At 42.0% G+C, this 16265-nt stretch carries 17 protein-coding genes; 1 reads left to right on the top strand and 16 read right to left on the bottom strand.

Annotated features, from left to right (window positions below; translation table 11 throughout):
• Positions 1 to 396: 396 nt before the first annotated feature.
• From AN214_RS09930 to trmJ, 12 genes are all read right to left on the bottom strand, one after another.
• Positions 397 to 1767, bottom strand: coding sequence for a Gfo/Idh/MocA family protein (locus tag AN214_RS09930; protein ID WP_054979584.1), 1371 nt, complete (start codon positions 1765 to 1767; stop codon positions 397 to 399).
• A 141-nt stretch (positions 1768 to 1908) separates the two neighbouring features.
• Positions 1909 to 3012: a phosphotransferase enzyme family protein gene (locus tag AN214_RS09925; RefSeq protein WP_235576731.1), complete on the bottom strand. Its 1104-nt coding sequence runs from the start codon at positions 3010 to 3012 to the stop codon at positions 1909 to 1911.
• On the bottom strand, positions 3005 to 3901 hold the full coding sequence (locus AN214_RS09920; protein ID WP_054979583.1) for an NTP transferase domain-containing protein: 897 nt from the start codon (positions 3899 to 3901) through the stop codon (positions 3005 to 3007). The genes AN214_RS09925 and AN214_RS09920 overlap by 8 nt, the downstream gene beginning before the upstream one ends.
• A 97-nt stretch (positions 3902 to 3998) precedes the next feature.
• Positions 3999 to 4376: an STAS/SEC14 domain-containing protein gene (locus tag AN214_RS09915; protein WP_054979582.1), complete on the bottom strand. Its 378-nt coding sequence runs from the start codon at positions 4374 to 4376 to the stop codon at positions 3999 to 4001.
• A gap of 130 nt (positions 4377 to 4506) precedes the next feature.
• Positions 4507 to 4845: an ISC system 2Fe-2S type ferredoxin gene (fdx, locus tag AN214_RS09910; RefSeq protein WP_054979581.1), complete on the bottom strand. Its 339-nt coding sequence runs from the start codon at positions 4843 to 4845 to the stop codon at positions 4507 to 4509.
• A 1-nt stretch (position 4846) separates the two neighbouring features.
• On the bottom strand, positions 4847 to 6706 hold the full coding sequence (gene hscA / locus AN214_RS09905; RefSeq protein ID WP_054979580.1) for a Fe-S protein assembly chaperone HscA: 1860 nt from the start codon (positions 6704 to 6706) through the stop codon (positions 4847 to 4849).
• Between the two features lie 16 nt (positions 6707 to 6722).
• On the bottom strand, positions 6723 to 7250 hold the full coding sequence (hscB, locus tag AN214_RS09900) for a co-chaperone HscB (protein WP_010561887.1): 528 nt from the start codon (positions 7248 to 7250) through the stop codon (positions 6723 to 6725).
• An 81-nt stretch (positions 7251 to 7331) separates the two neighbouring features.
• Positions 7332 to 7655, bottom strand: coding sequence for an iron-sulfur cluster assembly protein IscA (gene iscA / locus AN214_RS09895; protein ID WP_010561888.1), 324 nt, complete (start codon positions 7653 to 7655; stop codon positions 7332 to 7334).
• 3 nt (positions 7656 to 7658) lie between these two features.
• Positions 7659 to 8042 (bottom strand): Fe-S cluster assembly scaffold IscU, encoded by a 384-nt coding sequence (iscU, locus tag AN214_RS09890; protein ID WP_054979579.1) that lies wholly within the window; start codon positions 8040 to 8042, stop codon positions 7659 to 7661.
• 31 nt (positions 8043 to 8073) lie between these two features.
• Positions 8074 to 9291, bottom strand: a complete 1218-nt coding sequence (locus AN214_RS09885) for an IscS subfamily cysteine desulfurase (RefSeq protein ID WP_054979578.1) — start codon at positions 9289 to 9291, stop codon at positions 8074 to 8076.
• Positions 9292 to 9310: 19 nt separating this feature from the next.
• Positions 9311 to 9811, bottom strand: coding sequence for a Fe-S cluster assembly transcriptional regulator IscR (gene iscR / locus AN214_RS09880; protein WP_010561891.1), 501 nt, complete (start codon positions 9809 to 9811; stop codon positions 9311 to 9313).
• 185 nt (positions 9812 to 9996) lie between these two features.
• Positions 9997 to 10737, bottom strand: a complete 741-nt coding sequence (gene trmJ / locus AN214_RS09875) for a tRNA (cytosine(32)/uridine(32)-2'-O)-methyltransferase TrmJ (RefSeq protein WP_054979577.1) — start codon at positions 10735 to 10737, stop codon at positions 9997 to 9999.
• A gap of 252 nt (positions 10738 to 10989) precedes the next feature.
• Here trmJ and suhB point away from each other — a divergent pair, with 252 nt between their 5' ends.
• Entirely contained in the window at positions 10990 to 11793 is an 804-nt protein-coding gene (suhB, locus tag AN214_RS09870) for an inositol-1-monophosphatase (RefSeq protein ID WP_054979576.1), read from the top strand.
• A gap of 47 nt (positions 11794 to 11840) precedes the next feature.
• On the opposite strand, the gene AN214_RS09865 is transcribed toward suhB, so the two are convergent.
• The 4 genes from AN214_RS09865 to secF all read right to left on the bottom strand — a co-directional run bounded on the left by AN214_RS09865 (position 11841) and on the right by secF (position 16262).
• The gene (locus AN214_RS09865) at positions 11841 to 12680 is read right to left on the bottom strand and encodes an ABC transporter substrate-binding protein (RefSeq protein WP_054979575.1); all 840 of its coding nucleotides are present in this window, start codon (positions 12678 to 12680) and stop codon (positions 11841 to 11843) included.
• A 91-nt stretch (positions 12681 to 12771) separates the two neighbouring features.
• Complete coding sequence (locus tag AN214_RS09860) at positions 12772 to 14556, bottom strand: bifunctional diguanylate cyclase/phosphodiesterase (protein ID WP_054979574.1); 1785 nt, start codon at positions 14554 to 14556, stop codon at positions 12772 to 12774.
• A 121-nt stretch (positions 14557 to 14677) separates the two neighbouring features.
• A complete protein-coding gene (locus tag AN214_RS09855; RefSeq protein ID WP_054979573.1) occupies positions 14678 to 15211 on the bottom strand; it encodes a hypothetical protein in 534 nt (177 codons plus the stop codon).
• 109 nt (positions 15212 to 15320) lie between these two features.
• On the bottom strand, positions 15321 to 16262 hold the full coding sequence (gene secF, locus AN214_RS09850; protein WP_054979572.1) for a protein translocase subunit SecF: 942 nt from the start codon (positions 16260 to 16262) through the stop codon (positions 15321 to 15323).
• Positions 16263 to 16265 lie beyond the last annotated feature (3 nt).

The following is a 16265-nucleotide window of genomic DNA, read 5'->3' as shown; positions in this document are numbered from 1 at the left end:
CACCCATTAAATCAAACCTGAAAATACAATTTAAATGAATAATGCGAGACAGGGAGCGAAGCGGTCGAGCAAGCCATGTACAACAGGGATGTTGCTTCATGGCATTTATGTTCACATTTAAATTGTGCTTGAAGAATAGTTTGATTTTGGGGCGTCGGGGGAATCCAAAGGGGGGCCGGCGCTTTTAAATATGTGTTAAAATTCATCCATGAAGCTGGGTTACATCGGTCATCCTTGACCTCATTTCAAAGTACTGCGAAACTCCGTTTCGGTTACTTTTCATCTTTTACTGCTGTCGCCAGCGCGACAAACATGATTTGCTAGTGCAGGATAGCTACAAAAAAACTCCCAAACTACCGTTTTTGTTTTTGAGAACTTTCAAAAGCTAAGAAGTCATTAAACTGTCACTATCCCCAGCGGCTCTGCCGTTTGCCATGCACCACGCGTGAAATCAGGAATATCTACTGACTGCGCACGATTATTAAGTGACTCAGCACTGAGTGGGCTAATCACCGACCATGCTGCGCCATCGTAAACATCTTGGTCCAGTGGTTCACCATTACGTAGGCAGTAAATCATACGCCAGAACATTAAGAAGTCCATGCCGCCATGGCCGCCATTTCGCTCGGCTTCCTTACCCATTTTTACCCACAGTGGATGGTCATATTTGTTATACCAAGACTGCATATCGTAATCCCACTCATGGAAATTACCACTGCCGCCCTCTTCTAACGCGATACGATTAGGGAAGCCTGCAAATACGCCGTTAGTGCCTTGAATTAGATTATGACGAGAATACGGGCGCGGCGTTGTGGTATCGTGCTGTACCATAATCGTACGACCTTGGACCGTTTTAATCAGCGTAGTGCTGATATCACCATTAATGTAGTTTAACTGGTTACGCTGATGGTCGGCTGAGAATTCTTTTTTCGCATAAAGTGCGCGGCCAAGTGCCGGTGAACTCATTGAGGTGAGATAGTCAAAACGGTCGCCACGATTAATATTCATATATTGTGACACAGGCCCTAAACCATGAGTTGGATAGAGGTTTCCGTTACGCTTTGCATGCCAGCCCGTACGCCATGAACCTGTTTTAGTTTCAAGTTCTTTCATCTGCCAACGCAACTCATGAATATAAGCCGCTTCACCGTGCAGCAACTCACCAAAGAGCCCTTGGCGAACCATGTTAAGTACCATTAACTCATCGCGGCCGTAGTTCACGTTTTCCATCATCATACAGTTCTTTTGCGTGCGCTCAGCTGTATTAACAATGTCCCACATTTCTTCTACTGTGGTGGCTAGCGGCACTTCAACAAAGGCGTGTTTACCGCTTTCCATCGACTCGATTGCCATGGGCGCATGCCATTTCCAAGGCGTTGAAATAATTACAATATCGATATCTTGGCGGTTAAGCATTTCACGGTAGGCATATTCGCCATTACCGTAAAGTGCCGGCTGTTTATGGCCATTATCAGTCAGAAATTTCGCAGAGCGCTCAAGCACTTCTTGGTGGTTATCACAAATCGCAACAATTTCAGCGCCTTCAATATGGCTCATGCGTTTAACATGGCCATAGCCGCGCTGACCCACACCAATAAAACCAACACGTACCACATCCATTTTGGGCGCAATTAAGCCAATTACACTTTTGCCCTGCTGTTTTGCTGGTGTAAATTGATTATTTGACGTTGCACAAGCAGCGGTTAAACCCGCAGCGGCAGTAACAGTTGCGGCTTTTAAAAAACCGCGGCGATCCATATTTTTCATGTGTATTTCCTTTGAACGAACTATTTTTATTATTCAGTATTAATATCTCATTGCTTATTTCAGGGCAAAACAATGCGATTAATAAAAACGTTAACTTTAAAAACAAAAAAGGCAGCTAGGCTGCCTTTTATCAATACAAGTTTATTTGAACAAAATTTCTTTTAGTGTTTGCTCTTTTTTAAGTAAATCTTTATACAGCGCAAACTGGTTACGCGCGCGGTCTAGATTGTGATTCTCGCGGTGAATGGTAAAGTAGTTATCGCCATCTAAATAATCTGTTAAAAAGCGCACGCCAATCATAAAGCTCATCACCTTAGCGCCAAGCCAGAAACTTTGCTTTTCTTTTTCAGACAAAACATTTTTAAGCGGCTCTACATAGCCCTCAACAATTGACGCAAAAATATGCTCACGTACTTTTACTTTATCTAAATTAGTTGAGTCTTCCGCTTCTGGTGAGCAAAAAGTACGTACCATATCGCCAAAATCAAACATCCAATAACCTGGCATACAGGTATCTAAATCAATAACAGCCTTTGCTTGATCCGACTTTTTACAAAACAGCATATTGTTGATTTTAGTATCATTGTGGCATGCGCGCACAGGTAAATCTGGCACTACGTCAGCTATCTCGTCGAGCAGCTGACGTTGCTGTTGGCAAAATTCAATTTCTGCTGCACAAGCATTCACACGTGCCACTTTATCAGCAGAAACCGCCTCTTCTAACGCATTAACTCGCATAGCAAGATTATGAAAGTCTGGGATCACGGTTTTAAGGGAGTCAGCTTCAAAATCATTCAGTGCTTTTGCAAACTGACCAAAAGCACCTGCAGCAATTTTTGCTTTTTCGCTCGATTCAACCACGTCTTCACTGTAGCTGCCGCCTATAAATTCAAGCGCGCGCCACGTATCGCCATTAAGGCGCACTAAATGCGTTTCATCTTGAGTTGCGACATGCTTAATTACATCGAGATCATACGCGTTTTTTTGCGCTTTTTTAGTCAAGTGCTTTTCAATTTTGCGCGCATTTGATACCAAGGCCTGTGAATCCGGAAACACTTGGGTATTTAGCTTTTGCACCACTAAATGCTTTTCTGGTGAACTTAAAAGTAGCGTGGTATTAATGTGACCACTGCCAATTGGCTTAATTGAAATGCCTGTTTGCCCCAACCCATATTGGTTAGATAAGGCCAAGGCTTGCTCTTGATACGTCATTGTAATCTCTTGCAACTGCTCATATTTACTCATTTAATTGCTGAGCAACGCGCGTCAAATCATCGCTATAGGTGACACCCAGCCAGCAGTCCTTGGCAGGGTGTAACTCGACAACTTGCGCGTGCTGCGCAACTAAATACTGGATTTGGTCTGGTAGAAAAAACTCGCTATTGATAGCGCTGTCATACTGTTTTAAAAACGCGATAAAGCCATCTTCTAATTGGTTGAATATCTCAAAACCCAGTGCCCAAATAGTCATTGATGCGTAGGTGTTTGGTGACAGGGTAACCTGCTCACCAGAAACGGTTTCACCACGAAGATCCGCATCAATATTTAAAACTTCGGTAATTTTGTTTAGTTGTGAGCCTGAAAGTTCACAGATCCCACGATTGACACCGCCTTGCTCAGTCAGTGTGCTCGCTAATGGGTAACCTAATAAACGCCATGCACCATTATTTTGCCAGTTTGCAAGTAAGGTACTAAAGGCTGATTTTCCATAATAATCATCTGCGGTGATCACCACACAATGTGCTTTTACAAATTGTTTCGCAGCGAGTAATGCATGACCTGTTCCCCATGGCTTTTCACGCTCAGAAAACATGCCTTTGTAATGTGGTGGTACATCCGAAATCGATTGTACGGCAATATCAACCGTTAACTCTGGATGCAAACGAGGCAGTATTTGAGCCTCAACGGTTTGCTTAATTGCGGCATTAACAACTAACACCACATGACGTATTCCGGCATTAAATGCATCCGAAATACTGAGTTCAAGCAGCGTTTTTTCAATACCCGGTACAACGGCAAGCTGTTTATTGCCACCAAAACGTCGCCCGAGACCGCCTGCGAGAATCACTAAGCTGACGTCTTTTGGAGAAATAAGCGAGTTTGATGCGATATTACCGCGACTTCCATGCATCATGAATATTACAGAATGACTAATCTAAACAAAAAATAAATTCTACAAGGCTTTTTACGCAATTGCATTAACTAATTTCGCACGCTAAGTCACCAGGGTTTTATGCTTGCTCCAACCAAACCAATGCATCGTGATGATTATTGAATGACTCAATTTCGCCCGGCATAAACCAATTTGAAACATGCATCACCCCTTTTTGCCAACGATGAGAGCAAATAACGGCGATTTTTTCGAATTCTCGACGGTGTTTCATGCCAAACTTAAAATCATCCCACGCGGCATTCATGGTCCAGCCATCCAGCTCGGTAATATCAATTAAAACTTTCAGCTTTGGCTGTGTTACTTCACTAAGCGCTGATTCAATGGTGGGCACCATGTACTGATAGTCATCATGTTGCAGTGTGCCAAATGCGCGAATATGAATAAAGAATGTCGATTTAACGCGACTTAAACCAATGCTGATCCCATGTGGTTTCATAAGCTTTCCCGCTCTTAGTTATACTTTTAGATTAAACAAAACAGATTCAAGCATCTTTGATATTAGACAAATTTCAGACAATAAAAAAGCGCTCTAAGAGCGCTTTTCTAAAACATTAATCACTGTGTAATTAGTGTTCCTCGTTTACAATATTTAAATTGTACTTTGGAATTTCTACGACTAGGTCTTCATCTGCGATAATAGCCTGACAGCCAAGGCGTGATTCAGGCTCTAAACCCCATGCTTTATCCAGCATATCATCTTCAAGTTCATCACTTTCTTCAAGCGAATCGAAACCTTCACGCACAATTAAATGACATGTAGTACATGCACATGACTTTTCACACGCATGTGGAATTGAAATACCATTTTTAAGCGCAACATCAAGCACAGTTTCGCCAGTAGGTGCTTCAATTGCCGCGCCTTCAGGACAAAGTTCTTCATGTGGTAAGAAAATAATTTGTGGCATATTAAACCTCATCTACCGACTGGCCAGTTAAAGCCTGTTTAATTGAATCATCCATACGGCGCGATGCAAACTCACTGCTTGCTTTATCTATGGCTTCAATGGCTGATTTTAGTTGGTCTGGCGTTGTCGCCGTTTCGCGAAGTACCGCTAATTTGCTGATTTCGCTTTCTAATTCGCTTTTTTCATCAGTTGAAAGTAAGTGACCACTTTGTTCAAGCGATGCATTTAATGCTTCAATCACTCGTAGCGCTTCAACTTGTTGCTCTTTTAGCATACGTGCTTGCATATCGTCTTTAGCATTAACCAACGACGATTTAATCATATCAGCAACTTGGCTATCTGATAAACCAAATGACGGTTTAACTTGAATTTCAGACTGCACACCAGTGGATTTTTCCATTGCACTCACGCTTAGAAGACCGTCTGCATCTACTTTAAAGGTTACACGAATATGCGCCGCACCCGCCGCCATTGGTGGAATACCTTTTAAGCTAAATTTTGCCAGTGAGCGGCAATCACCTACCAGTTCACGTTCACCTTGCAGCACATGCAGCGACATTGCCGTTTGGCCATCTTTGAACGTAGTAAACTCTTGTGCACGAGCAACAGGAATAGTGGTGTTGCGTGGAATGATTTTCTCAACCAAGCCACCCATGGTTTCTAAACCGAGTGAAAGCGGTAATACATCAAGCAGTAACATATCTGAATCAGGTTTATTACCCACTAATATGTCAGCTTGAATGGCTGCACCTAAAGCAACAACTTGGTCTGGATCAATTGAAGTAAGTGGCTCTTTTCCAAAGAACTCTCCTACTTGCTCACGGACGATTGGCATGCGCGTAGAGCCGCCAACCATCACAACTTCAAGCACCTCTTCTTTTTCAACACCCGCATCTTTCAAGGCGCGGCGCGATGCACGTAGTGTTTTTTTCACAAGACCTTGTGCTAATTCATTAAAGAACTCTTTCGTAACTTCAATTTTAAACTGCTGTTCGCCTAAATCTAAACCAACATTTACCAGATTGTAATTGGTAAGTGCTTCTTTACATGCGCGCGCTTTTTCCATAAACAAACGCAGGGTATCGGCATTCGGTGCGTTAATGCCTGTTTGCTCTTTAAAGTAATTTACCAACAGTGCGTCAAAGTCATCACCACCAAGTGCCGAGTCACCGCCCGTTGCCAATACTTCAAATACGCCTTTATTCAAACGCAGAATTGACACATCAAAGGTACCGCCACCTAAGTCATAAACCGCGATAACACCTTCTTTACCTGAATCTAAACCGTAAGCAACCGCAGCGGCTGTTGGTTCGTTAAGTAAGCGCAGTACATTTAAGCCAGCTAGTTCTGCGGCATCTTTCGTGCCTTGACGCTGTGCATCATCAAAATACGCAGGAACAGTGATCACCGCACCAGTAATTTCTTCACCGCCGAAGCTGTCCATTGCACGCGCTTTTAGCGCTTTTAGAATCTCGCTCGACGCTTGAATTGGGTTAATGTTGCCCTGACGTGTTTGAATTGCTAATACGTCATCGTCGTTGCTAAATTGGTATGGCAGTTGATCGGCAATCTGACTGATTTCTTGGAATGATTTGCCAAGAAAACGTTTTACCGAAATAAGCGTATTCGCAGCGTCTAGCGGTGCATCTAACTTGGCTTTTTCGCCAACAGTAATTGTGTTTTCACCATAGTGAATGGCTGATGGCAAAATTGTTTTGCCCATTAAGTCTGGCAGTACTTTGGTTTCGCCACTTTGTACTGTTGCAACCAGCGAGTTTGTGGTTCCTAAGTCAATGCCAACTGCTAATTTGTGCTCATGTGGTGATGCACTTTGGCCTGGTTCTGCTATTTGGAGTAACATGTTTCTCGCGTCCTAATTAGTCGTCGAAAAGCGAATCTTCAATGCGCTCTAATTCTTCTCGTAACTTATAAATAAATTTAAGCTTACGTACTATATCTGCGGCAATTTTAAGCTGCTCTTGGTCGTCACTATCAATGTGCTTTTTGAGCTCTGCGTAATAATCTTGATGAAGTTCTTTTACGTGATTTTCAAACTGTGCAATTGCTGCTTCAGGGTCTGCTGCGTCAGTAATTTCACTTAGCTCTTCTCGCAGCTCCATCTGCTGCATTAAAAACTCAGGATCTTGCAAAGTCTGTTGCTCAGCACGAATATCAATGTGCTTTTCTGCTAACATGTATTCTGCGCGTTTTAGCGGCTGCTTGAGAACCTGTAATGCGTCGTTTAATTCTGCCGTTTTTTGTACCGCAAGCAGTTGTTGCTGTGCGCCTAAACTGGCATGACGATCAGGGTGAAGAATTTTTTGCAGTTCGAGATAGCGTGCGTTAACAGTGTTGAGATCAACATCAAATTGAACAGGGATTGCAAATAACTCAAAGTATTTCATAGTAACGAAAAAATCCTCGCTCTTAATTGCACACAAGCCCCGCAATTGCAGGGCTTAATAAATTAGATCAAATAGTAAAGGTTATACGGTAAAGCTTTCGCCGCAACCACACTCACCATTTTGATTCGGGTTGTTAAATTTAAACCCTTCATTTAGGCCTTCTTTAACAAAGTCCAGCTCAGTGCCGTCGATGTACACTAGGCTTTTACCATCAACAATGACGGTTACACCGTTATGTTCAAAGGTTTCATCGCCTTCCGCTAACTCATCAACAAACTCAAGTACATAGGCAAGGCCTGAGCACCCTGTTGTTTTAACACCAACGCGTAGGCCTAGACCTTTACCGCGATTGGTTAAAAATGAGCGTACGCGATCAGCGGCTGCATCTGTTAAAGTAATCGCCATAAATTATTCACCGTGCTTTTTTTTGTAATCCGCAATCGCTGCTTGGATTGCATCTTCCGCTAAAATTGAACAGTGAATTTTAACTGGCGGTAATTCTAGTTCCGCTGTGATATCAGTGTTTTTGATTTCACCCGCTTCGTCTAGGCTTTTACCTTTAACCCATTCAGTTACTAGTGATGACGATGCAATCGCGCTACCACAACCATAGGTTTTAAATTTTGCATCTTCGATGATGCCATCGTCAGATACCTTAATTTGCAACTTCATTACGTCACCACACGCTGGTGCGCCAACCATACCCGTTGCAACACTTGGGTCATTCTTGTCTAAAGAACCTACGTTACGTGGATTCTCTACATGGTCAATTACTTTGTCACTATATGCCATTGCTTGTTACCTCAATACCCAATTCATTTAATTAGTGGTGTGTCCACTCAACAGACTCTAAATCAACGCCTTCTTTATACATTTCCCATAAAGGAGACATTTCGCGCAAACGGCCAATTGAGTCTTTGATTAGCTGAACAGTGTAATCAATCTCTTCTTCAGTCGTGAAACGACCAATACTGAAACGAATTGAGCTATGTGCTAATTCGTCGTTACGGCCTAGCGCACGTAATACGTAAGATGGTTCTAAACTTGCCGATGTACATGCAGAACCTGAAGATACCGCGATATCTTTAAGTGCCATTAGTAATGACTCACCTTCAACATAGTTGAATGAGATATTTACGATACCTGGTACTGATTGCTCTGGTGTACCGTTAAAATAAACTTCTTCGATATCCGACATAATGCCATCAATCAAACGCTTACGTAGTGCACTGATGTGTGCGTGATCTTTATCAAAATCTTCATTTGCAACTTTGAACGCCTGACCCATACCGACGATTTGGTGTGTTGCCAGTGTACCTGAACGCATACCGCGCTCATGACCACCACCGTGCATTTGTGCTTCTAAACGTGCACGAGGCTTACGACGAACATAAAGTGCACCAATACCTTTCGGGCCATACACTTTGTGACCTGAGAAAGACATGAAGTCTACTTTTAGTGCTTGCATGTCGATTTTTACTTTACCTGCGCTTTGCGCACCATCAACATGGAACATGATTTTACGTTCGCGACACATTTCGCCAATGGTTGCGATATCTTGTACTACACCTAGCTCATTATTTACGTGCATTACGCTCACAAGCACAGTGTCATCACGCATTGCTGCTTCGAGCTTCTTAAGGTCTAGTAAGCCGTTTTCTTCAACGTCCATATAAGTAACTTCAAAGCCTTGACGCTCAAGTTCACGACACGTGTCTAATACGGCTTTGTGTTCAGTTTTAACTGTGATTACGTGCTTGCCTTTTTTCGCGTAGAAATTAGCAGCACCTTTAATTGCCAAGTTATTTGATTCTGTAGCACCTGATGTGAAAACGATTTCACGCGGGTCTGCATTGATTAATTCAGCAATGTCGTGACGCGCTTGATCAACTGCTTCTTCAGCTTGCCAACCAAAACGGTGAGAACGTGACGCTGGGTTACCAAAATTGCCATCCATTGTTAGACACTGCATCATAGCGCCAGCTACACGCGGATCGACAGGTGTTGTGGCGGCGTAATCTAAATAAATTGGTAACTTCATATTTACTTGCTCCGAATTGCTACATTTGGCAACTAATGTTGATATTTTCAAGCTGACTGAGTGAATTTTCAACGGCTTTTTCAACCGTTTGGTCTTGGCGACCAGCAACTTGTTGCACATCTTTTTTGGCAACTAACTCAGCTAACGTAATACTGTTTAAAAATTCTTCGATGCGCTGACTCAATTCACTCCATAATGAGTGTGTTAAGCAACGAACACCATTTTGGCAATCGCCTTCACCACCACAACGTGTGGCATCTACCGATTCATTGACTGCAGAAATGATATCACCAACTGAAATCTCTGAGGCTTCCTTACCTAGTAAGTAACCACCGCCAGGACCACGAACAGAGCGTACTAAATCTTGCTTGCGCAAACGCGAAAATAACTGCTCAAGGTATGAGAGTGAAATGTCTTGTCGTTCTGAAATTTCAGCGAGGGGAACTGGGCCAATTTTAGTATGAAGCGCCACGTCTAATAGTGCAGTTACTGCATATCGACCTTTCGACGTTAATTTCATGCTAAGCCCCCATCATCAATAAGAGTGCGAATTTTAATTACCTGACTAAGATAGTCAAGTATTTATTATTCACACTTAGGTTATTCTTTAGTCTTGCTGTATATAAGCTAGAACAGGATAACCTAGTAATTTACTCAAGTATTATTTTAATTACCTGAGTAAATTAGTCAAGTATTGTCTTTAAGCTATTCGCTGTCTTTTTTCACAACCGATTTATCAATCGAGGTTAAAATCCCGCGCAGAATGTTAAGCTCCTGCTCTTCTGGGCGTGCACGATTAAATAAACGGCGCAGCTTAGTCATTACTTGACCTGGGTGTTGTTTAATAATAAAGCCCGTGTCTAACAAGGTTTTTTCTAAATGTTGGTAGAAAAGCTCCATCTGTTCAGAACTTGGGTATACCGCATCATCTTGCTCAATTTGTTGTTCGCCTTTGGCAAGGAAGCGCATGCGTGTTTCATAACACAGGGTTTGCACAGCCATAGCAAGATTAAGCGACGAGTATTCAGGGTTAGCTGCAATACATACGTGGAAATTACACAGTTGCAGCTCTTCATTCGTTAAGCCGCTATTTTCACGACCAAATACAAGCGCTACATCACCGTCTTGTTCTGTACCAGCAAGCAGTTTTTCGCCGCACTCAACTGGATTAACCATTGGCCAAGATAAAGTACGTGAGCGCGCACTGGTGCCAATCACGGTATTACAATCAGCAATCGCCTCTTGCAAGGTATCAACAACTACCGCATTACCTAGTACATCAGTTGCTCCTGCTGCAAGTGCACTTGCATGACTATCGACAGGGTTAACAGGATCAACTAAATAAAGCTTGCTAAAGCCCATTGTTTTCATTGCACGAGCAACAGAACCAATGTTACCTGTGTGCGAAGTATTAACCAGTACAATACGAATTTTATCTAGCGTCATGTTACGTTCTAAACTCTGAAATTTTATCTGGCGCGGATTTTAGCCTACTCATCATTAAATTTCGACTATTACACCGCGATTAGCGATTTTTTAGCACACCAGTTTGATTAATTGTTAACCAGAGATTAAATTTATTATTTTGGTTTACAACCGCAAAAAAGTCGCTAAAATAGCGCGGCTGAACTGAGGGGTGACCAAATTAAGGCACAACTTAGTAGTTAATGAGTTCTTTTAAAACCTAAAGGTAAAGCTATGCATCCAATGTTAAACATTGCGGTTCGCGCTGCGCGAAATGCAGGTAAAGTTATTCTTCAAAAATTTGAAGAGAAAGATAAAGTTGAAGTACTTCAAAAAGGTAGCAACGACTTTGTAACTAACGTAGACAAAGACGCGGAAGCGATGATTCGCGACACTATTTTAAAGTCTTACCCTAAGCATAGCATTGTAGGCGAAGAGCTAGGTCAACAACTTGGCAGCGACGCTGATTACCTTTGGGTTATCGATCCACTTGATGGCACAACTAACTTCATCAAGGGCATTCCACACTTCGCAGTATCTATTGCATTAAAAGTGAAAGGCCGTACAGAGCAAGCGGTTGTTTACGATCCAATTCGTGGTGAATTATTCACAGCTACACGCGGCCAAGGCGCACAGCTTAACAGCAAGCGTATTCGCGTAAATAAGGCAAATGACCTTTCAGGTACAGTGCTAGCAACGGGCTTCCCATTTAAGCAAAAGCATCACATTGAAGAATACATGAATGCATTCAGTGCATTATTCGTTCATACAGCAGATATGCGCCGCGCAGGTTCTGCAGCGCTAGATTTAGCTTATGTTGCAGCGGGTCGTGTTGATGGTTTCTTCGAAATTGGATTAAAGCCTTGGGATACTGCAGCAGGTCAACTACTTGTTAAAGAAGCAGGTGGCTTAGTAACTGATTTTGCTGGCGGCAACAACCAAGATAAGTCAGGCAATATTGTATGTGGCGCACCAAAACTTGCACAAGCGATTGTGAAAGAGCTTCGTCCACATTTAAGCGATGCATTACTTAAATAATTGCATGCTTTAACTAGGTTTTATAAATAAGGAAGCACATTGCTTCCTTATTTTTTGTACCAAAGCGCCTTATTTTGCAACAGCGCTGTATTTGTGAAATAGTCATTTTCTAAAAAATGTATTTTGCGCTTCGCTAAGTTTAATTGACTCAGCCCTTCAGCAAAATAATCATCAAACAACTTATCAAATCGACCATCAGCAATCATTTCTGTTAACCCAGCTTGCAGTGCATTGGCTAACGCCGTTTTTTCTTTATTTACAAAAAAGTAGAATGCCGCAGGATAATGTATTAAATGTGCTGTCTCTATCGCCAAACCAAGTGGCTTAAACTCTGCTAGTTCATCTTGAATTTCAATGACAGAGCGTGGGAAATAATCCACCAGCCCACGAGAGACTAAAGTAAACATGGGTTTATAATGCGCAAATGCTTTTACTCTGTAGCCATTTTGCGCAAGAATTTTAGTATCGGGCCAATCGTGTCCCTGAACCGCAGTAAACTGCTTTAGCTTGTCGCTATCAATCGTAGTAAAGTCGTTTTGCCGATCGTCTTTAATCAGCGCAATACGTTTACCAATCAGTCCTTTAAAAATAGGAATTGGAATTGCGGTGGCAATGGCTTCGCGGTCAGGACTCGTCATACCCCAATGAATATCTACATCACCTTGGCTGAGTTTTAGTAAAGTACGCTGTTGGTGTGGGTGTACAGGCACATGTTGTAATTGGTAAGGCTGATTGGCCAGCGCCAATTCTAATAGGCTAACAATGTAATCATCTCTTGAGTATAGCTTACGCTGCTCTTTGGCAACTTTCACGATTTCTGTTGCTGCGACTGAGCAGGTTGAAAGTGAAATAAGCACTATAAAACAATATGGTACATTTATTCTCATATTACTTGCCCCAAACATAGCTCAAGTAATAATAAGTTAAAACAAGTTATTGCTTAGGTAAAGCGATTGTTTTTCAATCGCCACGAATAGATTATTTTGCTACCGGTAGTCTGACTATCGCCATGGTCGGGCGACGGCGTTTGCAAATAAACAAGTGACTAGTTACAAAACGCTTAGCTTCCTTTTTAGCATCGGTTGCCAGCGCTGCCACTTGATGGCTGTTTTCGCAGTGCTCAATATCAGGATTAACTAAACCAATAGACAAGGTTAATAAGGGCACAAACTTTTTTTCACCCTCGCGGTTGGTTGCCCAATAACCCCCTGCTGCAACGTGCTCTGGCGTAAAATAGGCTCTAACGGCGGTTTCAAACTCAGATATTATTTTACGACACAGCGCTTCACCTAAGTCACTAGGACACACCAACATAAAATCATCGCCACCAATATGACCAATAAAGCAGCCTTTTTGATTACACACTTGGCGGCAAATTTCAGCAAGCAATTTAATTACCATGTCACCACTGGCATAACCATAGAGATCGTTAAATTGCTTAAAGTGATTTAAATCGATATAGGCCAGTTCGAAATCTTGTCGCGCATTTAAGCGCCGTTCAATATTATCATTAATTGCCACATTACCCGGCAACATGGTCAACGGGTTGGCATGCTGCGCGTTTTTAATTTTCTCGTCAGTAATGTGTTTTAGAATATCGCGAATAGCGACAACGCCAACGTATTGCCCTTCTTGTGTCACAATAATATAGCGGCGTATATCAAAATCTGAGTCAGTAATTTTTTGACTTACTGAGTCTAGCGCTGTGAATCTATCAACCACTAATGGCTGGTGATCCATGACTTCATCGACTGAGCGCTTAGAGTGTAGCGCCGCGCCATAGGTTGACGAAAATATTTCGGCAAGTTGATCTCGGTGTAATATGCCAACGGGTCGATTATCTTGATTAAGTACTACTAGGCTTTGCAATAACTTATCTTGCTCGAAGTACTTCTTCGCCACACCACAATTAGTAGTGACAAAAATAGACTGCTGGCTTAGTAATAAATTGCCAATAAAAGGGGAATCGTCTTTCGTATTGCGTGGCATATCCACTAATTTTTGCGCTGCAATGCATTCATCAAAACTCTGACACGGCGAAAGTACCGGGCGTTCAAGCAAAAAGCCTTGTGCTAGTTCAACACCCAGATTTTTTAACAGTGTTAATTCTTGCGTGCGTTCTATACCTTCAGCTATTACTCGCGTATTAGTGATTTTTGCGAGCTCTAAAATCGAACGTAAAAACTCTTTTTTCACCACACTTTTATCGCAATGATCGATAAAGTAGCGGTCAATTTTAACGATGTCAGGCTTGAGTTCAGACCACTGCTTTAGGCCGCTGTAACCCGAACCAAAGTCATCAATCGCAATATGCAAACCTAAATCACGGTAATGTTTAATCGCTTCGAATAATAAGTCGCTTTGTGCCAGCGGCTCCCGCTCAGTAATCTCAATCACAACCCGTGATGTGGCTAAGCCGTGCTTAGCAAGCAGTTGCAAAGTTTCACCTTTTGGGTGCGCAGCCTCTAGTAATGCAGACGGACTTACATTGATAAACAATTTCCCAGGCAACCCTTGGGCAACAAAGTTTTCAATGGCTTTTTCACGACAAAGAAGCTCTAGCTCTGAGAGGCAGGCATCTTTTTCAGCTTGGGCAAAGAGTTCGACAGGGCTAAACAAACTTGAATTTTCAGGGCCTCGCGATAAAGCTTCGTAGCCGAGCACCGTTTCTTTTTCAATATCAAGAATGGGTTGAAACAGCGTTGTGATCTGTCGCTTTGACAGAATCGCTTTAAGGCTGATCGATTGTTTCAAGTTTTGCATAATTCACCTCTTTACGGATGGCGAATATAACAAGAGATAATGACAGAATTATTTCAAAAGCTAAGTATCAGAAAAGGTTGTAATTATTTCACTTTATAATCACAACCTTTTGAAATTTAGGTTAGTTTAATGCTTTTTCAACCTGAGAAAAGTGTGCAATAACTTCAATAATTTCCATTTCTGCACTTTCACGCATTTCTGCAGTGTTAATCCCGATTGTCGCCATTGCTTGTACCGTTGCAGGATGCACTAGTAAGTCCTTCGCATGGTAACAGTTAGGGTCGTCAAACTTAGGCAGTTTACCGTCTTCATGATAGCCTGACTCGATCTCTTCTAGCGGTAAGGTTGGAATGATATCCGCCGCATTGTTAAGCGCTGTTAAATACTCAGTACACTTTGGATGTTTATTTATAAACTGCGTAATGATCGTTTTAGAACCTGCCACTAACTCAGCTGACTTAGCAGCGATTTCAGTATCTGGCTTAGCTTCTTTAATCATTGTCACTAGTGTTTTAGCACCCTCTTTGTAGTCTGCTAACGTTTGATTAGCTGTAGGTGCTTTTGCTACTGCTTCGGCGTTAGTTTGTGGTTTATCACCACATGCTGTTAAAAGTGTCATTGCTGCAAAACTAGCAAGTACAGTTAGCTTTTTCATTTTAATGCCTTTGAGAATGTTTATCATTTTCAGTATCATACTAAAGACGAAAAAAAAGGCCAGTGTTAACACCGGCCTTTTTCAGAATTATTACAAAATTACCAAATAATTATGGCATATTGTCAAATTCAGCACCTTCTTTCTCAACTTCTTCAGGGATCAGATCTTCTTTGCTGATGCCCATCATTACTGCAACAGAGCTTGCTACGTATACAGACGAGTAAGTACCAATAAATACACCAAATAGTAATGCAGTTGCGAAGCCATGAATGGTTTCACCGCCCCATACAAAAAGCGCCACAAGTACTAAAATGGTTGTAATTGATGTTACTAACGTACGGTTTAACGTTTGCGTTAGTGAAATATCAACAATTTCAATGGTATCGTCGATACGGATTTTACGGAAGTTCTCACGAATACGGTCCGACACAACAATGGTATCGTTGAGTGAGTAACCTATAACCGCAAGTACCGCTGCTAATACAGTTAAATCAAACGGTAAACCTAATACTGAGAATAAACCCACCGTTAATAGAACATCGTGTGCAAGTGCTGCTACCGCACCAATTGCAAAACGCCATTCAAAGCGCAGTGCAACGTAAAGCAAAATACAGATTAGCGCTGTTAACATCGCTAAACCACCTTGCTCTTTAAGGTCTTCACCAACGCTTGGACCAACAAACTCAATTGAGCGGATCTCAACTTTTTGGCCAGTCTGTTCAAGAATCTCGAGTACTTGGTTACTGATCATGTCGGCTTTTTCACCTTCACGTGGCTCAAGACGAATTTTTACGTCCTTACTTGAACCAAATAGCTGTACCTGTGCATCAGGAAAGCCATTTTCGTGTAGCGATGAACGCACAACTTTAAGGTCAGCGGCTTGTTCAAAGCCAACTTCAACCGTTGTACCACCGGTAAAATCCAAACCAAAGTTCATACCTTTGGTAAAAAACGAAACAAATGAAGCGATAATCAGCAGAGTTGAAATTGTCATTGCCGCTTTGCGCAATGACATAAACTTAAGTGTTTCATTTAACTTTAATAATTGCATCAC

The sequence above is a fragment of the Pseudoalteromonas sp. P1-9 genome (genome assembly GCF_001399975.1).
Taxonomy (GTDB): Bacteria; Pseudomonadota; Gammaproteobacteria; order Enterobacterales; family Alteromonadaceae; genus Pseudoalteromonas.
Note: the sequence above shows the minus strand (reverse complement) of the source record. Positions and strands in the feature narration are given on the sequence as shown.